We start from the raw sequence: 19255 nt of genomic DNA, 5'->3' as shown, positions 1-19255 counted from the left end.
TGATGTCACTACCGATCACGGCTCGTATCACGAGGCCGGCGAACGCGAGTTCGCCGTTGACGGGGTTTCTCGCCGTGGGAGCCGAGCTTCTGGCCGGAGAGGATCCGCAGCTGCACGGTGCGATGCAGGCCGAACACGCCGACCGGGAGTCGACCCTGTCGCTCACTCCCGACGCCGCATTCGTGGAGCCCTCCGTGCTCGCCTGCAGCGCCGGTGTCACCAGGCCGTCCGATCAGCTCGCCACGGAGGTCCCCGTCAGGGTCGAACGTCTGGCCGCCGACCGGGCCCGCGAGGTATTCGGCGCGGATTACGCGAACGTGCTCCCGGGCTCCGTCCCCGCAGCGGTGACGGGGGTACTCGACGCGTTCGGCCATGACGTGCGAGCCGCACTGGATCTACGGGAGGCCGTGGGCGCCGGACATGACGCCGGAGTTGCCGGTCACCAGCAGGCGCGTCATCGTGCCGTCGCCGATCTCGTCGATGCGGTTCGTCCTCCCGCGCTACTCTGCGGAGGGCCCTACGCACCCGCGACGATGGACTACGAGCGCCTTCGTGCCATCGCCGACGGTGCGGGCGCGTTGTTGATCGCCGACGTCACCGCCACTGCGGGCGAGATCGCGATCGGTGAGGTGCAGAGTCCCGTCGGCCACGCGCACGTCACGGTGGTCGGAACCGATCGTCGGTTGTTCGGTCCCCGTGGGGCGATCGTGCTCACCTCCTCCCGTGACGGGACGGCCGAGGCATGCGCAGGAACCCTGACGTGGTCGTGGCCGGGATCCGGTGAACTGTCGGCCGTTGCAGGAAAGGCCCGCGCATTGGACCTGGCAACGACGCGGCCGTTCCGGGAGACGACTGTCCGCATCCGTTCGACCGCCGCCGCGTTGTCGGACGAATTGGCGAAGCTGGGTGGCCGAGTGTCTCCTGCGGAATTGGCCGACCACACGATCGTGCTCGAACCACCGGACCGGTTCGAACACGTTGATGCGGTGATCGATGTGTTCGGCAAGGTCGGTGTCTCGGTCGGCGCCGCGCCGAAGGGTGTGGCGGGGAGCGCGGCAGTGGCGCTCGGCAGCACCGCGCTCGCGCAACGAGGGTTCGGGCCGAGCGAGATCCGCGAGATCGCCGAGCTACTCGATGCGGTGATCTCGGCCGCCAGACCCGACGGCAGTCTGGACGAGTCGGTACGCGGGTCCGTTGCTGAGTCCGTGCGCAGACTGCTGTCGCAGTTCCCGATCCCCAGCTATGTGCCTGTGAGTAAATGGGAGGCCTGCTGATGACCGCCGACCGGTTGTCACGACAGCTCGACAGAGTCCGCCGATCGATGCCGGAGACCCCGGTGATGCGGTTGGAGCATGAGAACGTCGATCTGTACGCGAAATTGGAGTTCACCAATCCGAACGGAAGCTCGAAGGATCGTTCCGCGTTCTGGATGCTCAAGCAGGCGGTGGAGCGCGGCGACATCAACGACCGGACCACGGTGGTGGAATCGTCGTCCGGCAACCTCGCCGTCTCGATGGCGTCGCTGTGCCGGTCCCTTGGAGTGCCGTTCGTTCCGGTCATCGATCCGAACTGCAACGCGATCACGGAGGCCTACCTGCGTTCGGTGTGCGATCGTGTCGAGAAGGTCACGGTACGCGACTCGTCCGGTGGCTTCCTCGCGACGAGGCTCGACAAGGTGACCGAGCTCCGCGACGAGATCGCGTCCGTGTACTGGCCGAATCAGTACGCAAACACGGACGCGATCTTCGGTCATTACCGCTTGACCGGGGGCGAACTCGTCCGGGCTTTCCGCAGGATCGACTACGTGTTCGTGGGCACGAGCACCGGCGGAACGATCGGGGGTCTGTCGCTGCGCCTCAAAGAGACGTACCAGGGCATCCGTGTGATCGCGATCGATGCCGAGGGTTCGGCCATCTTCGGCGGTCATCCCAAGAAGCGACGAATTCCCGGGCTCGGTTCGAGTATCACCCCGGAATTGTTCGACCACGCTCTGATCGACGACGTGGTCGTCGTCCCGGAGCGGGACACCGTCGAGGGGTGTCGCCGGTTGCTGCGCGACCACGGAATTTACGCGGGCGGTTCGTCGGGCACGGTGTACACCGCGATCGAGCGCTATTTCGCGGGTTACCGTGGCCGGCGGCCCACTGTCGCATTCCTGTGCGCCGATCGGGGGACCGCGTACGCCGACACCGTCTACAACCCGGCGTGGGCGGCGAGTCTGTCCGAGGACGACACCCCCTCGCTCGAGTTGGAGGTCGTTCACGCATGACATGTCACAGGAACCAGTAGATCGCGGAGGAGCCGGTACTCATGTCTGACCAGTCGTTGCAGGAATCCACGTTCGCGCCGCCGTCCGGTGTGCGCGTGATCGGTGCCGCCGACGTCGTCGAACAGGTCGAAACGCACCGCGAGGGTGCGCTCGATGTGGTACGTGCCGCTTACCTGGCGCATCAGGACGGATCGACGGCGAACCCGCATTCGAGTTTCCTGCGGTTCCCCGACAGGCCGAAGGACCGGATCATCGCGCTGCCGGCTTTTCTCGACGACGCGGGCACACCTCGTTCGGGCATCAAGTGGATCGCCAGCTATCCCGGCAACGTCGACCACGGCTTTCCGCGCGCTTCCGCCGTGATGGTGCTCAACGACTACGACACCGGGTACCCGTACGCGATGCTCGAGGCGTCGGTCATCTCGGCGACACGTACGGCCGCATCGGCTGCGCTCGGTGCGGAGGCCCTGCTCGGCGGCAGGAGCGCGGGCAGGGTCGGATTCGTCGGTACCGGGTTGATCAGCGACCACGTGCGGATGTTCCTGCGTGATCTCGACTGGGCGGTCGACGATTTCGTGCTCTTCGACACCGTGCGGGAGAACGCCGACCGTTTCGCCGCGCAGCTCGTCGAGGACGGGCAGGCCGAACAGGCGACGGTGGCCGACGACGTTGCCGATGTGTTCACCGGCGCCGACCTGGTCGTCGTCGCGACCGTCGCCGGCGAGCCGCACCTGACCGATCCGGCGTTGCTCGCCGACGCACCCGTCGTGTTGCACCTCTCGCTCCGGGACTTCGCCCCGGAACTCGTCCTGGCGGCGACCAACGTGACCGACGACGTCGATCACGCCGTGCGAGAGCAGGCATCGTTGCATCTCGCCGAGCAGCAGGTGGGCCATCGCGACTTCGTCGACGGCACGATCGCCGACGTCGTACGTGGTCGCCTCCGTCGTGAGCAGGGGAAGGCCGTCATCGTCTCGCCGTTCGGTCTCGGTGTCCTCGACCTGGCCGTCGGCGGGTGGGTCTGTGACCGGGTCAGCGCGATCGACGGAGGCCACTTCGTGCCCGACTTCGTCGCGAGTGCACCGGTCGGTCCGGGAAAGGCGGGGAGTTGACGTGGCATCCGAGTCGACATACCTCGTGGTGGTGAACGACGAGGAACAGTATTCCCTGTGGCCGTCCGGCCGGTCGCTTCCCGCGGGCTGGCACTCCTCGGGTCACAGCGGTACGGAAGAGGACTGTCTGGCACACATTGCCGGGGTCTGGACCGAGGTGCTGCCGCGGAGCGCACGACCGGCGTGATCCGGACCGGGTCGGTCCGACGAATCTCTCGCCTGTGAAACCGATTTCACGTCGATTTCATGTGATGCTCCGGATCTGCTTCTGTGGATTTTCTCGGTTGTTCGCCCAGGGCGACAAAACACCTTCACGTCTGTGAACCATGTTCACGTTTTATCCCTGGCGGTCGATACCCTACGTTAGTAGTAATCCACTTGCACGGCGTCCCGTATTCGTTGACTTCTCAATTTGTGGAATGGCGTGACGCCGTCGTTGGCTCGTACTCCCTGGGGCGTGCCCTGACCTGGAGAGATAACATTTCGGATTGCTTACCCTGAACAGATCGCAGAAAGCGGCCTGAGAGTTCCTCAGTCGGTGCTAACGTCGACGTGTCATTCAATCGGGTGACGTCGTCACCGTCGGTCACAACAGGGGGTATTACTCTCGATGAGTCATGCGGTCCAGGGGGTTGATCCGATCGGGGATGGAGTTCAAGGGGATCCGGTCGACCCGAGTGCGGTGATCGAGCGACTGCTCGTCGGTGTGCGAAATGATGTGGTGTTCCTGGTTCCCGAGTACTCGTCGAACGCACTCGAGTTCTCCAGGTCCTTGATCAAGCTCATGCTGCGTAGTGGCGGCAGCGTCCGCTATGTGTTGCAGGACTACCTGTTGGACATTCCCGAAGTGGTCGAGCATGTGGAGTGGCTGGCCGAGCGGAAGGTCGTGACTCGGGTGGCGACGCATGTATCGACTCGCGCGGTGACCATCGACCGCACCGTCGGCATCGTCTTCGACGGGCCGACACATCGACTGATGTACCGGCCGTCGGCGGTCCGGTCACTGTGCCGGTTCGCCGAGTTGTCGTGGCAGCGCGCCAGTCCGGTGGCCGGGACCGGGTCGGGTCGTTCGAAGGCGCGTACGGAACTGATACTCCGCTTGTTGGCGGACGGTATGACCGATGAGGCCGTGGCGCGGAAGATCGGTGTCAGCGTTCGAACCGTACGTAACGACATCGCGGTGGCGATGGGGTCGATCGATGCTCAGAGCAGGTTCCAGGCGGGCGTGCACGCGGCACGGTTCGGCCTGGTCTGAACTGGTCGGGCCGTAACCATGCACCCGGTTCCAGCGGAACCGGCAGGGAGAATTGCTCCCCGGAATCCGGACTGAGTTGTCAGTTCCGGCGTCCGGGGAGCAGTTCAGTGTGGGAGGGGGCTCGTTGCCACTCGGGTTCCTCGGGCCGGTCAGAGCGGGAGCGACCATCGGTGTTCGCTGTCGGGTCGGTCGAGTCGCACCGTGCGCGTACCGTCCGGCTGGGCGGTCAGTCCGTACTCGCGGCGTTCACTGCGGGGGCGTCGATGACCGGCTGTTCGGGGGCGCCATGCTGGCGTTCCGCGTGGCCAACGGGCGCGCAGTGGGGCGAGAGTCCCACCACTGAGCCCACCGGGTAAGCGGGTACGGCGCCGGTCAGTCGAATTCGCCGTCGGTGAAGTCGATGGCGTCGCGCACGGGCGCCTTGTCGTCGGCTGAGGTCATGGGTTTGCCCCCCCCCCTCACGTGTGCTGGAAAGTAAGCGATCCCGGCCCCGCGAAGCACAGGAGCCGGGATCGCGTGAAACTGTGACAGCTTTACTCGGCCGTCTTGACGGCGTTCACGAACGCCGCGAGCGCGTCACGCGAGACGGTGATCGCCCCGCCGTCGACGTTCTTACTGTCGCGAACGCGGCCGAACTCGTCGTTCTGGGCGATCTCGACGCAATCGGGCTGCGTGGAGTTGGAGCGGCTGGACTTCGCCCAGTTTGTCGGCAGCATGTGCTGTACTGTCATTACCGATCCATCTCCTTTAACACTCCGGCGATGAGCCTCTTCGGCTTCTCGGGGATCATCGCCGCCTTCTTTGCAGTGCCCACCATTTGCCATCGTTGCCGATGCTGGCGAATCGGCGTGGTTGTGGCCATGACAGGTCAAGTATTGGCAAAAGTACGGCCTCGACGGGGTGAGCCTGACCGGCGAGCTCGCCAACCTACTCGCTGCTGGAGCCACGCATGAGTGACTGGACATCACGTGCCGCGCGGCTCGTGGATGAGCTGAACGAGGCGGGCAAGGTGCGTTCGCCGCAGTGGCAGGAGGCGTTCCGCGTGGTGCCGCGCCATGTGTTCGTGCCGGAGTATTACCAGCAGGACGGCACCGGCACGTGGGTCACGGTCCGCACCGACAGCCCTGAGGGGCTGGACGCGGTGTATGCCAACCGTGCGCTGTTCACCGCCGTGGACGAGCACGGGCGGGGCGTGTCGTCGTCCTCGATGCCCGGCCTGATGGCGCGGATGCTGGAGCTGCTGGACATCCACCGTGGTGATCGGGTGCTGGAGATCGGCACCGGAACCGGATACAACGCGGCCGTTCTGTGCTCGGTGCTCGGCGACGACAACGTCTACAGCGTCGACATCGATTACGTGGATACCGCTCGGGAACGGCTCGCCTCGCTGGGGTTCGCCCCGACGCTGGCCACGCGCGACGGTGTGCTCGGGCTTCCCGCGGGTGCACCCTACGACCGCATCGAAGCGACGGTGGCCGTGGCGAGCATCCCGTACGCGTGGGTGCAGCAAGTACGCGAGGGCGGGCTGATCCTCGCCGACCTCAAGATCGGTACGGCTGCGGGGAACCTGGTGCTGCTGCAGCGCGACGGCCGCGTCGCCGAGGGTCGGTTCGACGGCGGGTACGCGGCGTTCATGTCGATGCGCCACCCCAGCCGTGTCGAGCCGCCGACGGCCCCGGTGGAGGTGGACACGTCGTCCACGGTCACGGGGGTGACGGGGGTGCCGCCGAAGGCGTGGGAGGAATCGGTGCCGTGGTTCCTCGCCTCGCTGAGCCTGCCGGAGGGAACGACCTACGGATTCGCCCTCGACACGCGGTACACGCCGACGGCGGCGTTGTTCACCGCGCCGGACGGGTCGCGCGCCACGGTGTCGCTGGACGGCGAGGACGGGACTCGGGAATGCGAGCAGTCCGGCCCGCATCGCCTGTGGGACGAGGTGGAGCGGGCGTACGCGCTGTGGGAGGACCTCGGACAGCCGTCCTGGGAACGATTCGGGCTCACCGTGACCGCCGAAGCGCAGACGGTGTGGCTCGACGACCCGGTACGACCGGCATGGTCGTGTCCGCTACCCGAGTAGCAGTGCGGTTCGTTGTCTCCGGCGATCGGCTGATGTTGGTCGACATTTCTCGGCTGAGGTCGTGCTTCCTGACTATCGGCACCTTCCGAATCACGTGAACGTGTCCGGCCGTTTCCGAGAAGAGAGTCGTAGCGGGGAGGTGGAAGCGGGAATCGATCTGTCGTCCGGCTTCTGCGGGCCCCTCCCGGATCGGGACCGGGAGGGGCCCGCAGCGGACGGCCGGACCTGCTCGCGGTCAGGCGTTGTCGGCCTTGAGCATGTCGGAGCACTTCTCGCCGATGGCCATCGTGGTGATGTTCGGGTTCACCGCCACGAGCAGCGGCATGGCCGAGGCGTCCGCCACGCGCAGCCCGTGGACGCCCTTCACCCGCAGCCGCTCGTCCAGCGGCTTGTCGGCCTCGGCGCCCATCGGGACGGACGCCGCGGGGTGGTAGACCGTGTTGTGGGTGCGCCGGATGTAGTCGGCGATCTCGTCGTCGGTGCGTACGTCCGGCCCGGGGAAGAGCTCGGCGCCGGCCCAGTCGCGCATCGCGGGCTGTTCGGCGATCCGGCGCGCCAGCTTGATGCCCTCGGTCATCACGCGCATGTCGTGCGGATGCGTGAAGTACTTCGGGTCGACGGCGGGCTTGTCACGGAAGTCGCGGCTGCGCAGCCGCACCGTGCCGCTCGAACGGGCCCGCGTGACGTTCGGCGTCAGGCAGAACGCGTTCTCCGAGGTCGGGTATCCCTGCCGCACCGTGTGCATGTCGAACGGCACCGAGCCGTAGTGGAACATCAGGTCCGGCCGGTCGAGGTCGTCGGTGGTCCGGGTGAAGATGCCGATCTCCCACCACTGCGTCGAATCCGAGACCATCGGCTGCTTGGCGTCCCAGCTGATCACGCCCTCGGGGTGGTCCTGCAACGTGGCGCCGACGCCGGGGGAGTCGACGAGGACGTCGAGACCGAACTCCCGCAGGTGCTCGGCCGGGCCGATGCCCGACAACATGAGCAGCTTCGGCGTGTCGATCGCACCGGTCGAGAGCACAACCTCGCGGCCTGCGGTGACGGTGCGCGTGTGGATCTGGTCCTCGTCGAGGTACTGCACGCCGGTGGCGCGGGTGCCGTCGAAGATGATCTTCCTGGCCCACGCGCCCGTGCGGATCTGCAGGTTCGGCCGGTTCATGACCGGGTGCAGGTAGGACACAGACGACGAGGACCGCGTCCCGTCCTCACGGGCGTTGATCTGGAACCAGTTCGCCCCGTGGGTCACCGTCGTGCCGGAGTTGAACTCCGTGGTCGGAATGCCCTGCTGCTCGCACGCTTCCAGCATCGCCGCGCCGCACGGGTCGTTCGGCGGGACGCTGCGGATGGTCACCGGACCGCTGCGGCCGTGGTGCTCACCGGGGCCGTCGTTGGTCTCCAGGCGCTGGTACAGCGGGAAGACGTCCTTGGAGCCCCAGCCGGGCAGGCCCATCGACTCCCATTCGTCGAGGTCCTCGGCCGGGGCCCAGAACGCGATGCACGAGTTGTGCGACGAACAGCCGCCCAGCACCCGGGCGCGGGCGTGGCGCATGAAGGAGTTGCCCGATTCCTGCGGCTCGATGAGGTAGTCCCAGTCGTAGCCGGATTCGAGCAGCGCCATCCAGCGCTTGAGCTCGAGGACGTTGCGGTCGCCCACATCGGACGGCCCGGCTTCGAGCAGGCACACCGTGACGTCGGGGTCCTCGGACAGCCGGGACGCGACCGCCGCGCCCGCGCTGCCACCGCCCACCACGACGTAGTCGAACTGATCGGTCATGGGAATTCCCTCCTGGCTCAGGCGAGGCTCGAGGCTTCGCGGTCTGCTGCCGGCTCGGTCGGGTCGTCGTCGGATTCCGGCGTGGCCGAGTCCGACTCGGACGCGTCGGGCGCGGCGTGATCGGCCAGCACGCCGACCTTGTGCCGCTGGACGAACCAGTAGTACGCGAATCCGCCGACGGCCGCGATTCCGACGAACAACAGGGCGCTGTACTGCAGGTACCAGTGGTGCGGCGGTTCGGCGTTGTACACCTCGGTGCGCGGCCACGCCAGGTTGATCGTCATGCCCAGGCCCCACACGACGGCGAGGACGTTGATCGGCAGGCCGAGCTTGCCGAGGCTGAACCGTCCCCCCTCCTTCGTCGGCTTCCACTTCCCGCGCAGGCGCGCGACCAGCATCGGGATCGTGACCAGCAGGTACGAGATGTAGATGAGGATGATCGCCAGTGACGTCACCGCGGTGAAGATCTGCGGCCTGCCGATGTTGACCAGCAGCAGCACCACGGCGAGCACGCCGATGAACACGGCGGGCAGCACCGGCGTCTGGAACCGTGGGCTGACCCGGGCGAGCCGCTTGCCGCCGGGAAGTGCGTTGTCGCGCGCCATCGCGAACATGATGCGGATCGCGGCGGTGTGCACCGCCAGCACGCACACGGTGATCGCCACGAAGATGCCCAGCAGGAACAGCCTGCCGATGAACGGGCCGAGCGCGTCATTGAGCACGAACTGCAGCCCGGAGACGCCGAGTTCGGGGGCGTCGAGGTCGCGGATCGCCATCATGCCGAACAGCAGGATCAGGCCGCCGAGCAGGAACGAGGCGATCAGCGCCCGCAGGATCGCCTTCGGCGCGTTGCGGTGCGGGTCGATCGACTCCTCGCCGAGCGAGGCCGCGGTGTCGAAGCCGTACATCACGTACGACGAGGCGATACCGGCGACGAGGAACGTCGTCAGGTAGCTGCCGCCGTGTGCGGCCTCGGTGCCGCCCGTCTCGAACACGACGGTCGGCGGATTCACCATGACCAGCGCCAGCGCGACGATCAGCGCCACCGCGGCGACCAGTTCGATGAACACGCCCGTGCTGTTGATCCGCGCCATGAGCCGCACGCCGTAGGCGTTGACGAGCGTGGTGAACAGGATCAACGGCATCGCCAGCACGATGCCGTTGACGGCCGCGTCCGTGGAGTTGCTGCCGTCGCCGATGAACTGGAATCCCTCCCAGATCTGCGGCAGCGTGTTCTGGTACGCCAGCGCCGTCGCCGCGATCGACACGATCGAGGCCAGCAGCATCATCCAGCCTGCGAGCCAGCCGACGTGGCGGCCGCCGAGCTTCTTCGCCCAGTTGTAGACCGAACCCGCGATGGGATAGCGCGAGGCCAGCTCGGCGAAACTCAACGCCACCAGCAACTGCCCGACGAACACGATCGGCCAGGACCACCAGTAGGCGGGACCGCCGAGGCCGAGTCCGAAGTAGGACAGTTGGAAGGTGCCGGTGAGCACCGAGATGTAGCTGATCCCGGCGGCGAACGTGTGGAATCCGCCGAGGCTGCGTTTCAGTTTGTTGGTGTAACCGAACTCGTCGAGTCCGGCGTCGTGGTTGGGCGCACTCATGCCCCGAACTCCTTTCCCGGATCATGCGCCCGCCGATGTGCGGGCACACTTCTCCCGGGTGGTCGTTTCCTGCGTAGTGCGAAATGCGCGCGAGAATATCCGCGCCGTGATTCCGGCTTATTCGCCGGAGAACCAGTGCTGCGGGCCGGGCCGCAGATTCTGGTAGACGTGCTTGGCTTCCTGGTACTCGCCCAGGCCGCCGCGGCCGAGCTCGCGGCCGATGCCGGACTGCTTGAACCCGCCCCACTCGGCCTGCGGCAGGTACGGGTGGAAGTCGTTGATCCAGACGGTGCCGTGGCGCAGCCGGTTCGCCACGCGCTGGGCCTTCGCCGCCTCGCCGGTGAACACGGCGCCCGCGAGGCCGTAGTGCGTGTCGTTGGCGATCCGCACGGCGTCGTCCTCGTCGGTGAACCGCTCGACGGTCAGCACCGGCCCGAACGACTCCTCGGTGACGGCATGCGACCCCTGCTGCACCTCGTCGAGCACGGTCGGCAGGTAGAAGTGGCCGGCCGCGTAGCGCTCGCCGTCCGGTCGGGCGCCCCCGGTGCGCAGCACGGCGCCCTCGGCGACCGACGTCGCGACGTACTCCTCGACCTTGTGCAGGTGGCCTGCCGAGATCAGCGGGCCGGTCTCGGCGTCGTCGTCGAACGGACCGCCGATCCGGATCTGCTCGGCCTTGCGCACGATCTCGTCGACGAGCGCGTCGTGCAGTTCGTCCTGCACGATCAGGCGCGCACCCGCGGAGCACACCTGCCCGGAGTGCAGGAAGATGGCGGTCAGTGCGAAATCGACGGCCGTGTCGAAGTTGGCGTCGGCGAACACGACGTTCGGGTTCTTGCCACCGAGTTCGAGCGCGACCTTCTTCACCGTCGGCGCCGCCAGCGCGGAGATCGTGCGGCCCGTGTGGAGCCCGCCGGTGAACGAGACGAGGTCGACGTCCGGGTGCTCGGCCAGCACGCTGCCGACCTCGGCGCCCGTGCCCAGCACCAGGTTTCCGACGCCTGCGGGCAGTCCGGCCTCGGCGAGCGCGCGCATCAGCAGGATCGCCGTGCTCGGCGTCAGTTCGCTGGGCTTGAGCACGAACGTGTCACCGGCGGCGATCGCGGGCGCCACCTTCCACGCCACCTGCAGCAGTGGGAAGTTCCACGGCGTGATCATGCCGCACACCCCGACGGGCTCGTACTGCACGCGGCTGATCGCGTCGGGCGTGCCGGTGTCGACGACGCGTCCGGAATCGGTGCCGGCGAGCTTGCCGAAATACCGGAAGCACGCGGCGATGTCGTCCATGTCGAATTCGCTCTCGACGAGCCGTTTTCCGGTGTCGAGCGATTCCGCGCGGGCGAACTCGGCCTTGTCGCGCACCAGGATGTCGGCGACGCGCAGCAGCAGGTCGCCGCGGTCCCACGCCGAGCTCGACGACCACACGCCGTCGTCGAAGGTGCGGCGTGCGGCGGCAACGGCCTGCTCGGCGTCGGAGCGTCCGGCCTCGGCAACGGTGGTGACCAGCGTCCCGTCGGCGGGGGAGTGGATCTGTCTCGTCTGCCCGCCCGCGGCGGTTCGCCATTCGCCGTCGATGAACAGCGTGGCAGCCGAATTGTCGGCGTGCGGCATGGTCGTCTCGCCCTTTTCTCGTTCGTCGGCGTGTTCGTCGTGGTCTCCGGTTCACGTGTTCCCACGGCCGGTTCCGTGTCTTCTCGCGCGGTTCCTCGGCAGTGTTGCGAGGACCGGCACATCCGGGCTGCGGCGCTGTATTCGTGGCGCAGGTGGCAACCGGAATCGGGTTTCTCGGCGTGTGCGCGGTATCGGAGCGGAGTGTTCCCCGCGTCGACCCGGCGCCGGGAAAGGACACTAACACCAGACCTGTACATCTGTACACTGATGGCGACGGTACGCCGTCGACGGCGGTGGAAAATGTGCCGCCGAGCAGTGCATTCGCGACGTCGGTGAGCTGCGTCGCATCGTGTTCGAGGCTCCGCATGGCAAGGTGAGTGGTCCGAACACGAGACGGCAGTGATGAGGATTCCGAGGCTGTGACCACCCCCGACGCGACCACCCCCGACGCGACCAACCCCGGCGCGGCACCGGCGCGGTCGAACGGTGCGCGCGCGGCCGGGCAGCGCGATCCGGACCGGCGGCAGCGGATCGCTCGCGCCGCCATCGACGTGGTCGCCGAGGTCGGGGTCGAGAAGCTGACGCACCGGCGGGTCGCCGCGGCTGCGGGCGTGCCCCTCGGGTCGACGACCTACTACTTCAAGACACTCGACGACCTGCTGGCCAGCGCGCTCCGGCAGGCCGCGGACGACGACGTCGAGCACCTGCGCACGTGGGCCGCGGGACTGGACGCGGGCGGCGACCTCGCCGAGGCGCTCGCCGAGCTCGTCCTGCACTACCTGGGCCCGGCACGGGCGCAGACGGCCGTCGAACACCAGCTCTACATCGCGGCCCTGCACCGGCCCGCGCTGCAGCACGTCAGCCAGGAATGGGACACCGCGCTGGCCGACCTGTTCGCCGGTTACACCGACGCCGGGACCGGCCGCGCGCTGTCGGTGCTGTTCTGCGGCTGGCAGCTGCAGGGCATCGTGCGCGAACAGCTGCCCGAACGCCGCGAGGTCGAGGCGTCGTTCCGCCGGCAGCTCGGCCGCTGAGACGGCCGGACGTTCACGGCACACCCGGCGGATGTCGGTGGCCGGCGTTAGCGTCGGGCCATGGCGTTATCAGTGGAAGAACGTGAAGAGTTCCTGGCGCAGCCGCACATCGGTGCGCTGTCGGTGGCCGAAACGGCCGAGCGGGGGCCGTTGAACGTGCCGATCTGGTATCAGTACGCCCCCGGCGGCAGTCTGTGGATCCGCACCGGTCCCGACTCGCGCAAGGCGCGTGCGATCCGCGCCGCCGGCCGGTTCAGTCTCATGGTCCAGCGGGTCGAACCGACGATCCGGTACGTCAGCGTCGAAGGCCCCGCCGAGTTCTCCGACGACAACCACGACCTGGCCGTCGAGATGGCCGTTCGGTACCTGTCCGCCGACCGGGCCGAGAAGTTCCTCGAGTTCGAGCGCCAGTACCTCGGGGAGCACACCGTGATCACCATGCGGCCCCAGCACTGGCTGTCGGCCGACATGGGCGCGCTCTGACCCGGCCTGCTCGGCGAGGTGCTCACCCGGCGCGAGCGGTTCGTCCTCGTCGCCAAGTTCACGCTCGGTCGTGACCCCGGCGGCCCCAATGCGGCTGGACAAGGCGACGGGTGAATCCTGCCGCGACAAGTCGGTTGTAGGCGGCATCAACGTCGGCCGGCATTTCTTGTTCAATGGCAAAACCGCGAGCGGCGTACTCAGTAATTCGCTGCGTGTCGCCGACGAGCATATTGATCACACGGTCGACGTCGCCGATAGAAGCGAAGTAGTCGTCCAGAGGCAGAGGGCGCGAGGTGCAGACGACATCGACCTCTGGCCACACCTTTCGGCAGGTTACGTACGCACGCCGCTGCTGATATGGCCGAGAGATCAGCATCACCGAGCCCGGTCGGATGTCGGCTCGTTCCAGGACCTGTCGACTATTCGTCATGTTCTCGCTGGTGTTCGTCGCCTCCGTGTCGACGCTGATCACCTCTGTTGGTACTCCCAGCGCGATGGCGTGTTCCCGGTAGTGGACAGCCTCCCCGCGGGGAAATCGCTCGATCGTTGTCGGCGCGTTCGCGCCCGTGAAGACGATGCGTGGAAACATCCCCTGCTGAAACATCTCGGCTGTGTGGATCGCGACGCCGAGGTCGTGAGACCCGAGGCCGATGCCGACTTCGCAGGGCCTCGGCCGGTGGTGCAGCTCGTGGTAGTTCCACAAGGTCTCGACATCGGCTCGCAGGCTCGAATCGAGTTCATCAGCCCCCATGGGACACCGACTCTACGATTGGCGTGGATCGGTGCCGCGTACGCCCGTCCGGTAGGCGAGTTCGATGGCCTACTCCGGCAGATACACGGTCAGGCGGAGTTCGTCCGTCTCGGGAATCCCCAGCGCCTCGTAGCGCCAGCTGCGCGCGGCGCCGGACGTCGCCCACCGCTCCGTGCCGGTCCAGGAAGGGATCCGCGTCGCTCGTGCGTAACGGGCGGCGAACGTGTCCGGTGCGGCCGCGGCGAGGTCGGCCGCGACTGCCCGCGCAGGCCCGTCGCCCAGGTCGGCCGCGGCGCGCAGCCGCACGCACCATTCGTCGGCGGTCTCGTCCCAGTCGGGAAGAGCCTGGCGGGCACGGGGGTCGGTGAACACGAAGCGCGGCAGGTTGTCGACGTCGGCGGGGCACAGCTCGCCGAACGCCTCGCTGCGCGCGAGGACGTCGCCGGCACGACTGAGCACCACGGCCGGTGTCCCGGCCACGGCGTCCAGCAGGGCGTACACGGCGGGCCGCAGCGTCGGCCGCTGTGCGGTGCACGGGCCGTCGCCGCTCTTGACGAGCCGCAGCAGGTGCACGTGCTCGTCGGCGGCCAGTCCGAGCGCGTCGGCGAGACTCGCGAGCACGTGCGGGGACGGATTGCGGTCGGCGCCGCGTTCGAGGCGCGTGAGGTACTCGACGCTGACCCCGGCCAGCTGGGCCAGTTCGCCGCGGCGCAGTCCCGGGGTGCGGCGGCGGGGACCGTGCGGCAGGCCGAGCGTCTCGGGAGGCACGGACTCGCGACGAGCACGCAGGAACGTTCCCAGCGCGTTGTCGTTCGGCTCGGCATCGTTCGGCTCGGCTCCCGTCACGGATGCAGAGTCTACGGAGGGTGGCCCCGCGGCGGCCTCCCTCCGGCCGGTGCGGCCACGCGAGGGTGGTGCCATGCGATACCGATTGTTCGGACGGACGGGTCTGCGCGTCTCGGAGCTGTTCCTCGGCGCGATGCGGCTGCCCGACGCGCCGGAAGCGCGCCGGATCGTGGACGCCTACGCCGACGCAGGCGGCAACGTGATCGACACCGCGTCGGCCTACGGCGACAGTGAGAGCCTGCTCGGCGAGGTGCTCACCCGGCGCGACCGGTTCGTCCTCGCCACCAAGTTCACGCTCAGTCGTGACCCCGGCGACCCCAACGCGGCCGGGGCGCACCGCAAGAACCTCGTCGCCTCGCTCGACCGCAGTCTTCGGCGTCTGCGCACCGATCATGTCGACATCCTGTGGGTCCACACCTGGGATCCGCACACACCCGTCGAGGAGACCCTGCGCGCGCTCGACGACCTGGTCCGCGCGGGCAAGATCCGCTACGTGGGCATGTCCGACATGCCGGCGTGGACGATCAGCAGGGCCGATGCGATCGCCGAGTGGAAGGGCTGGACCTCTCCCGCGGGCGTGCAGGTTCCGTACAGCCTCGTCAACCGCGACATCGAACGCGAGGTCCTGCCGATGGCCGAGGCGCTCGGACTGACCGTCGCCGCCTGGGGAGTCCTCGACCACGGGGCGCTGACGGGATCGGCCAGCACGGACCGGCTCTCGCCTGCGGGGGAGCGTGCCGCGGCCGCGCTGGCCGACGTCGCGGGAGAGCTCGGAGCGACGCCAGGGCAGGTCGCGATCGCCTGGAGCCGCGCGCAGTCCCCGGCGATCCATCCCCTCGTCGGATTCCGCTCGCACGCGCGGGTGGCCGAGGCCGTGGCGGCACTCGACGTGCGCCTGCCGGACGAGGCGCTGGCGGCACTGGACGCCGCGGCCCCGTTCGACGCGGGACCGTACGCCGACTTCGTGGCCCGCTCCGCCCGCGACCCGCACGTGATGGGGGATGCGGAGATCGTCGGCCGTCGGGCTCCGACGGCGCAGGGCTGACCGGGTCACGCCGGATTCTCGGTCAGGACGGATGCGGTGGGACCGAGGCCTCGGTGTCCTCGGTCGTGTCGGCGGCGGGAGCCGGGCGGACCAGGGCACAGGCGACGCCGATGGCCAGCCAGACGGTGCCCACGAGCGGGATCGCGGCGGGCCCGTAGTTGTCGACGAGGTAGCCGCCGAGTGCGGCGCCGAGTGCGCTGCCGCCGTAGAGGCCGCTGATGCCCAGCGACATGGCGAGCATGGGCTGGTCGTCGGCGACGCTCATGATGCTCGCCTGGATGACCGGGCTCAGCGCCCACGCGAAGACCGACCACACGGCGACGAACAGGAACAGCGTCAGGCCGAAGCCGGCACCGGAGGCGAGATAGGCCGCCAGGGCCCCCAGGGCCAGACAGTGGCCACCGAGCACGATCAGCCGCGCCGGCCGCGGCGACAGCTTGTCGCTGAGTGCGCCGCCGAAGAACACGGCCACGACGCCGACCAGCAGTGCCACCGTGACGTCGCCCGGGCAAGCGGTGTTTCGTGCGGCTACGCAGTGACGAGTTCGAAGACCGGTTCCCCGGCCTGCTGGCCACGACCCTTGCGCTGGCGGCGGACGCAGGCACCGGAGTGGCCGACGTCCGCCTGCACAGCGCAGCTGCCTGAAGCACAGCGCAGCTGCCTGAAGCACAGCGCAGCTCTAGGTACGGCGCAGCGACTTGAGGCACAGCGCAGCGGCAGCGCTGTGCGGATCCGCAGCCGGGCCGTCGCGGCGCGGCTCAGGAGCTGCGGGCGTCCGCGGTCGTCGACTCGCCCGGCAGCACCCGGCCCAGGATGTCGGCGATGGTGATCACTCCCGCGCCGCCGGTGGTGTGCACCACGGCGAGGTGCTGCGCGGTCTCGCGCATCCGGGTCAGCGCCGTGTAGAGGGGCGTGTCCGGCGGCAGTTCGAGCACCGGATGCGCCACCGGCACGACCGGTGCGTCGTCGGCGAGCAGCAAGGTGTCGCGGACGTGGACGACGGATCGCGGGTCGCGCTCGCCCACGAGGATGCGCCGGTGGCCGGACTCGCGGGCGGCGTCGCGGACGTCGGCCGCCCTCGCCCGGGTCGGCACCGTGACCGGAGGCCCTGCCACGACGTCGCGGACCGTCACGCGCTGCAGATCCAGCGCGCCGGACAGCTGCGCCGAGGACAGGTCGTCGAGGGTTCCCGCCTCGACGGAGTGTTTCACCAGCTGTCGCAAGCCTTCCGGGTTCTGCCCCGTCGCGACCTCGTCGGCGGGTGTGACACCGGTCCACCGCACCAGCCGGTTCGCCGCCGTGTTGATGGCCAGCAGCAACGGCCGTGTCGTCGCCACCAGGACGCGCGCGGGCAGGGCGAGCAGGGTCGCGGACCGCTCCGGATGGGCGATCGCCCAGGACTTCGGCGCCATCTCGCCGACCACCAGGTGCAGGAACGTCATCGTGACGAGCGCCAACGTGAACGCCGACGCGTCGGCGACCCAGTACGGCGCGCCGACCGCCTCGATGAGCGGGGTGAGCCAGTGGTGCACGGCGGGTTTGGCGACCGCGCCGAGCGCGAGGGTGGCGCCGGTGATGCCGAGCTGACAGCCGGCCAGCAGCAGGGTCAGTTCGCGGGAACTGCGCAGCGCGGCGCGTGCCGAGCGGCTCGTCGCGGCGGCTTCCTCGAGGCGATGGCGTTTCGCTCCGAGCGTGGCGAACTCGACCGCCACGAAGAACGCGCTGGCCACGATGATCAGTACCGTCGCGGCGATCACGATCCAGGGGTTGCTCATCGTGTCTCCCCGGCAGTCTCGCCGGCCTCGGCAGCGCCGTCGTCGGCGTCGGTCCCGGCGGGTTCCTCCGTATCGGTGGGCTGCAGCGTGAGCCGGAGCCGCGACGGCACGTGACGGTCGACATCGAGCACGTCCACCCGTAGCGCCTGCGGGGCAGGCGGTTGCGGCTCGGCGAGCTCGGCCCCGGACTGCGGCAGGTCGACCAGCACGGTCGCGCCTGTCGGCGGGAGCGCGCCGTGCGCCGCGATGGTCAGGCCCGCGACCGTTTCGACGTCCCCGGACGGGAGGTCGTGGCCGACTGCGCGCTCCACCTCGTCGACGTGCACGTCACCGGTGACCAGCCAGGTGCCGTCGTCCTGCTCCGCCACCGGGGCAGGTTCCGGGCTGTCGTGTTCGTCCTGCAGCTCGCCGACCAGTTCCTCGGCGAGGTCCTCGATCGTGAGGATGCCGGCGAATCCGCCGTACTCGTCGAGGACGCAGGCGAGTTCGTTGCGGGACGCGGTCAACCTGGCGTAGGCGTCCGGCAGGGACATCGTGGTCGGCAGTAACAGGGGCGATCGGCACAGCTGGGACACCGGCGCCTCGTCGTCGGCAGGCCGGGCCAGCACGGCCGCCAACTCGGCCACGCCGAGCACATCGCCCGCCTCGTCGATCACGGGGTAACGCGTGTGGCCGCCGGCCATGAGCTCGCGCACCCGGGAGACCGGAGTGTCGCCGGTCACGACGTCGACCCGCGCCCTCGGGTTCATCGCGTGCTCGACGTCCTGATCGGGGAAGTCCAGCACCCGGTCGAGCAGCATCGACAGCTCTGCGGGCAGGTCACCCGTGGCGCGGGAGTCGGCGACGATGTGCTCGAGGTCGCGCGCCGTCGCCGAATGCTCGACGTCGTGCACCGGTTCGATACGCAGCAGTCGCAACAGGGCGTTCGACGCGGCATCGAAGATCCGGATGAGCCACCCGAACAGCGTCAGGTACAGGGTCGTCGAACCGGCCAGCCACAGCGCGAACCGCTCCGGAGCGGCGATCGCCAGGTTCTTGGGGAACAGTTCGCCGACGAGCATCTGCACCAGCGTCGACAGCACCAGCGTCGCCACGGTGCCGACGGCGATGCCGACCGCCGTCGGGACACCGACACCGCCCAGCGCCGTCCCCAGTGCGTTGCCGACCAGCGGTTCGGCCACGTAACCGACGAGCAGGCCCGTCACGGTGATGCCGAGCTGCGCCCCGGACAGCATGAACGAGGTGCGGCGCGTGATCGCCAGTGCGCGCTTCGCCGACCGGTTCCCGGATTCGGCCAGTGCGGCCAGCCGGGAACGGTCGACGGCCATGTAGGCGAACTCTTGGGCCACGAAGTAGCCGTTCGCGGCGATCACGGCCAGGATGACGACGACGCCGAGCAGGAGGCTGAGGGCCCAGATCATGTGCGGCACCTCGCGGTGCGTTCGCTCACGGTCCGGGTGCCGGTACTACAACTGTCGTCCATTGCCCTTCCTGGCAGGTGCCTGTACTGACCGTCCCGACCAGGAGGTTCCCCGGCCGGAGCATCCCGATTCAGCCGTCGGCACCGCTGCTCGGGCGTGGTTCGCCGACGCCCGAGCGTGCAGCTGACGGGA

General features: G+C 68.6%; 19 protein-coding genes. 10 read left to right on the top strand and 9 right to left on the bottom strand.

All coding sequences use genetic code 11. From position 1 onward, the window contains the following. The first annotated feature begins 74 nt into the window (after positions 1-74). From LY41_RS05715 to LY41_RS23825, 5 genes are all read left to right on the top strand, one after another. Complete coding sequence (locus LY41_RS05715; RefSeq protein WP_253862728.1) at positions 75-1274, top strand: PLP-dependent aminotransferase family protein; 1200 nt, start codon at positions 75-77, stop codon at positions 1272-1274. Beyond that, entirely contained in the window at positions 1259-2269 is a 1011-nt protein-coding gene (sbnA, locus tag LY41_RS05710) for a 2,3-diaminopropionate biosynthesis protein SbnA (protein ID WP_308292208.1), read from the top strand. The genes LY41_RS05715 and sbnA overlap by 16 nt, the downstream gene beginning before the upstream one ends. A gap of 41 nt (positions 2270-2310) precedes the next feature. Next, on the top strand, positions 2311-3381 hold the full coding sequence (gene sbnB, locus LY41_RS05705; protein ID WP_253862726.1) for a 2,3-diaminopropionate biosynthesis protein SbnB: 1071 nt from the start codon (positions 2311-2313) through the stop codon (positions 3379-3381). Between the two features lies 1 nt (position 3382). Next, complete coding sequence (locus LY41_RS05700; RefSeq protein ID WP_253862725.1) at positions 3383-3568, top strand: MbtH family protein; 186 nt, start codon at positions 3383-3385, stop codon at positions 3566-3568. Between the two features lie 495 nt (positions 3569-4063). Beyond that, positions 4064-4636 carry a helix-turn-helix domain-containing protein gene (locus tag LY41_RS23825; RefSeq protein ID WP_253862724.1) on the top strand — a complete coding sequence of 191 codons (573 nt, stop codon included), beginning with the start codon at positions 4064-4066 and terminating at the stop codon, positions 4634-4636. 533 nt (positions 4637-5169) lie between these two features. Here the strand turns inward: LY41_RS23825 and LY41_RS05690 are convergent. Continuing rightward, the gene (locus LY41_RS05690) at positions 5170-5367 is read right to left on the bottom strand and encodes a DUF397 domain-containing protein (protein ID WP_253862723.1); all 198 of its coding nucleotides are present in this window, start codon (positions 5365-5367) and stop codon (positions 5170-5172) included. Between the two features lie 218 nt (positions 5368-5585). Here LY41_RS05690 and LY41_RS05685 point away from each other — a divergent pair, with 218 nt between their 5' ends. After that, positions 5586-6713, top strand: a complete 1128-nt coding sequence (locus LY41_RS05685; RefSeq protein ID WP_253862722.1) for a methyltransferase domain-containing protein — start codon at positions 5586-5588, stop codon at positions 6711-6713. 235 nt (positions 6714-6948) lie between these two features. Here the strand turns inward: LY41_RS05685 and LY41_RS05680 are convergent, their stop codons facing one another. The 3 genes from LY41_RS05680 to LY41_RS05670 all read right to left on the bottom strand — a co-directional run bounded on the left by LY41_RS05680 (position 6949) and on the right by LY41_RS05670 (position 11708). Further along, positions 6949-8490 (bottom strand): GMC family oxidoreductase, encoded by a 1542-nt coding sequence (locus LY41_RS05680; protein WP_253862721.1) that lies wholly within the window; start codon positions 8488-8490, stop codon positions 6949-6951. Positions 8491-8507: 17 nt separating this feature from the next. Further along, the gene (locus tag LY41_RS05675; RefSeq protein ID WP_253862720.1) at positions 8508-10097 is read right to left on the bottom strand and encodes an APC family permease; all 1590 of its coding nucleotides are present in this window, start codon (positions 10095-10097) and stop codon (positions 8508-8510) included. 117 nt (positions 10098-10214) lie between these two features. Beyond that, positions 10215-11708: an aldehyde dehydrogenase family protein gene (locus LY41_RS05670; protein ID WP_253862719.1), complete on the bottom strand. Its 1494-nt coding sequence runs from the start codon at positions 11706-11708 to the stop codon at positions 10215-10217. Positions 11709-12238: 530 nt separating this feature from the next. Here LY41_RS05670 and LY41_RS05665 point away from each other — a divergent pair. Both LY41_RS05665 and LY41_RS05660 read left to right on the top strand, forming a co-directional pair. Next, complete coding sequence (locus tag LY41_RS05665) at positions 12239-12742, top strand: TetR/AcrR family transcriptional regulator (protein ID WP_253862918.1); 504 nt, start codon at positions 12239-12241, stop codon at positions 12740-12742. Between the two features lie 60 nt (positions 12743-12802). Then, entirely contained in the window at positions 12803-13225 is a 423-nt protein-coding gene (locus tag LY41_RS05660) for a pyridoxamine 5'-phosphate oxidase family protein (RefSeq protein ID WP_253862718.1), read from the top strand. Positions 13226-13283: 58 nt separating this feature from the next. Here LY41_RS05660 and LY41_RS05655 read toward each other — a convergent pair whose 3' ends face one another. Continuing rightward, positions 13284-13976, bottom strand: coding sequence for a YdcF family protein (locus tag LY41_RS05655; RefSeq protein WP_253862717.1), 693 nt, complete (start codon positions 13974-13976; stop codon positions 13284-13286). A 69-nt stretch (positions 13977-14045) separates the two neighbouring features. Further along, on the bottom strand, positions 14046-14822 hold the full coding sequence (locus LY41_RS05650) for a helix-turn-helix domain-containing protein (RefSeq protein ID WP_253862716.1): 777 nt from the start codon (positions 14820-14822) through the stop codon (positions 14046-14048). A 73-nt stretch (positions 14823-14895) separates the two neighbouring features. Here LY41_RS05650 and LY41_RS05645 point away from each other — a divergent pair, with 73 nt between their 5' ends. After that, the gene (locus LY41_RS05645; protein ID WP_253862715.1) at positions 14896-15867 is read left to right on the top strand and encodes an aldo/keto reductase; all 972 of its coding nucleotides are present in this window, start codon (positions 14896-14898) and stop codon (positions 15865-15867) included. 22 nt (positions 15868-15889) lie between these two features. On the opposite strand, the gene LY41_RS05640 is transcribed toward LY41_RS05645, so the two are convergent. After that, positions 15890-16360, bottom strand: coding sequence for an MFS transporter (locus LY41_RS05640; protein ID WP_253862714.1), 471 nt, complete (start codon positions 16358-16360; stop codon positions 15890-15892). 29 nt (positions 16361-16389) lie between these two features. On the opposite strand from LY41_RS05640, the gene LY41_RS23555 reads away from it, so the two are divergent. Beyond that, positions 16390-16512: a hypothetical protein gene (locus LY41_RS23555; protein ID WP_301296502.1), complete on the top strand. Its 123-nt coding sequence runs from the start codon at positions 16390-16392 to the stop codon at positions 16510-16512. A gap of 113 nt (positions 16513-16625) precedes the next feature. Here the strand turns inward: LY41_RS23555 and LY41_RS05635 are convergent, their stop codons facing one another. After that, positions 16626-17642 carry a CNNM domain-containing protein gene (locus LY41_RS05635; protein ID WP_253862713.1) on the bottom strand — a complete coding sequence of 339 codons (1017 nt, stop codon included), beginning with the start codon at positions 17640-17642 and terminating at the stop codon, positions 16626-16628. Beyond that, on the bottom strand, positions 17639-19063 hold the full coding sequence (locus LY41_RS05630; RefSeq protein WP_253862712.1) for a hemolysin family protein: 1425 nt from the start codon (positions 19061-19063) through the stop codon (positions 17639-17641). The genes LY41_RS05635 and LY41_RS05630 overlap by 4 nt, the downstream gene beginning before the upstream one ends. Between the last annotated feature and the right edge of the window lie 192 nt (positions 19064-19255).

Source organism: Prauserella halophila, from assembly GCF_024171895.1.
Taxonomy (GTDB): Bacteria; Actinomycetota; Actinomycetes; order Mycobacteriales; family Pseudonocardiaceae; genus Prauserella; species Prauserella halophila.
This window is presented reverse-complemented; position numbering and strand designations above follow the sequence as displayed.

Excerpts from the sequence above, each read along its gene's own strand:
- LY41_RS05630 (WP_253862712.1), bottom strand. The coding sequence starts at position 19,063 with ATGATCTGGGCCCTCAGCCTCCTGCTCGGCGTCGTCGTCATCCTGGCC.
- LY41_RS05690 (WP_253862723.1), bottom strand. The coding sequence starts at position 5,367 with ATGACAGTACAGCACATGCTGCCGACAAACTGGGCGAAGTCCAGCCGC.
- LY41_RS05680 (WP_253862721.1), bottom strand. The coding sequence starts at position 8,490 with ATGACCGATCAGTTCGACTACGTCGTGGTGGGCGGTGGCAGCGCGGGC.
- LY41_RS05670 (WP_253862719.1), bottom strand. The coding sequence starts at position 11,708 with ATGCCGCACGCCGACAATTCGGCTGCCACGCTGTTCATCGACGGCGAA.
- sbnA (WP_308292208.1), top strand. The coding sequence starts at position 1,259 with ATGGGAGGCCTGCTGATGACCGCCGACCGGTTGTCACGACAGCTCGAC.
- LY41_RS05675 (WP_253862720.1), bottom strand. The coding sequence starts at position 10,097 with ATGAGTGCGCCCAACCACGACGCCGGACTCGACGAGTTCGGTTACACC.
- LY41_RS05685 (WP_253862722.1), top strand. The coding sequence starts at position 5,586 with ATGAGTGACTGGACATCACGTGCCGCGCGGCTCGTGGATGAGCTGAAC.
- LY41_RS05645 (WP_253862715.1), top strand. The coding sequence starts at position 14,896 with ATGCGATACCGATTGTTCGGACGGACGGGTCTGCGCGTCTCGGAGCTG.
- LY41_RS05635 (WP_253862713.1), bottom strand. The coding sequence starts at position 17,642 with ATGAGCAACCCCTGGATCGTGATCGCCGCGACGGTACTGATCATCGTG.
- LY41_RS05660 (WP_253862718.1), top strand. The coding sequence starts at position 12,803 with ATGGCGTTATCAGTGGAAGAACGTGAAGAGTTCCTGGCGCAGCCGCAC.
- LY41_RS05655 (WP_253862717.1), bottom strand. The coding sequence starts at position 13,976 with ATGGGGGCTGATGAACTCGATTCGAGCCTGCGAGCCGATGTCGAGACC.
- sbnB (WP_253862726.1), top strand. The coding sequence starts at position 2,311 with ATGTCTGACCAGTCGTTGCAGGAATCCACGTTCGCGCCGCCGTCCGGT.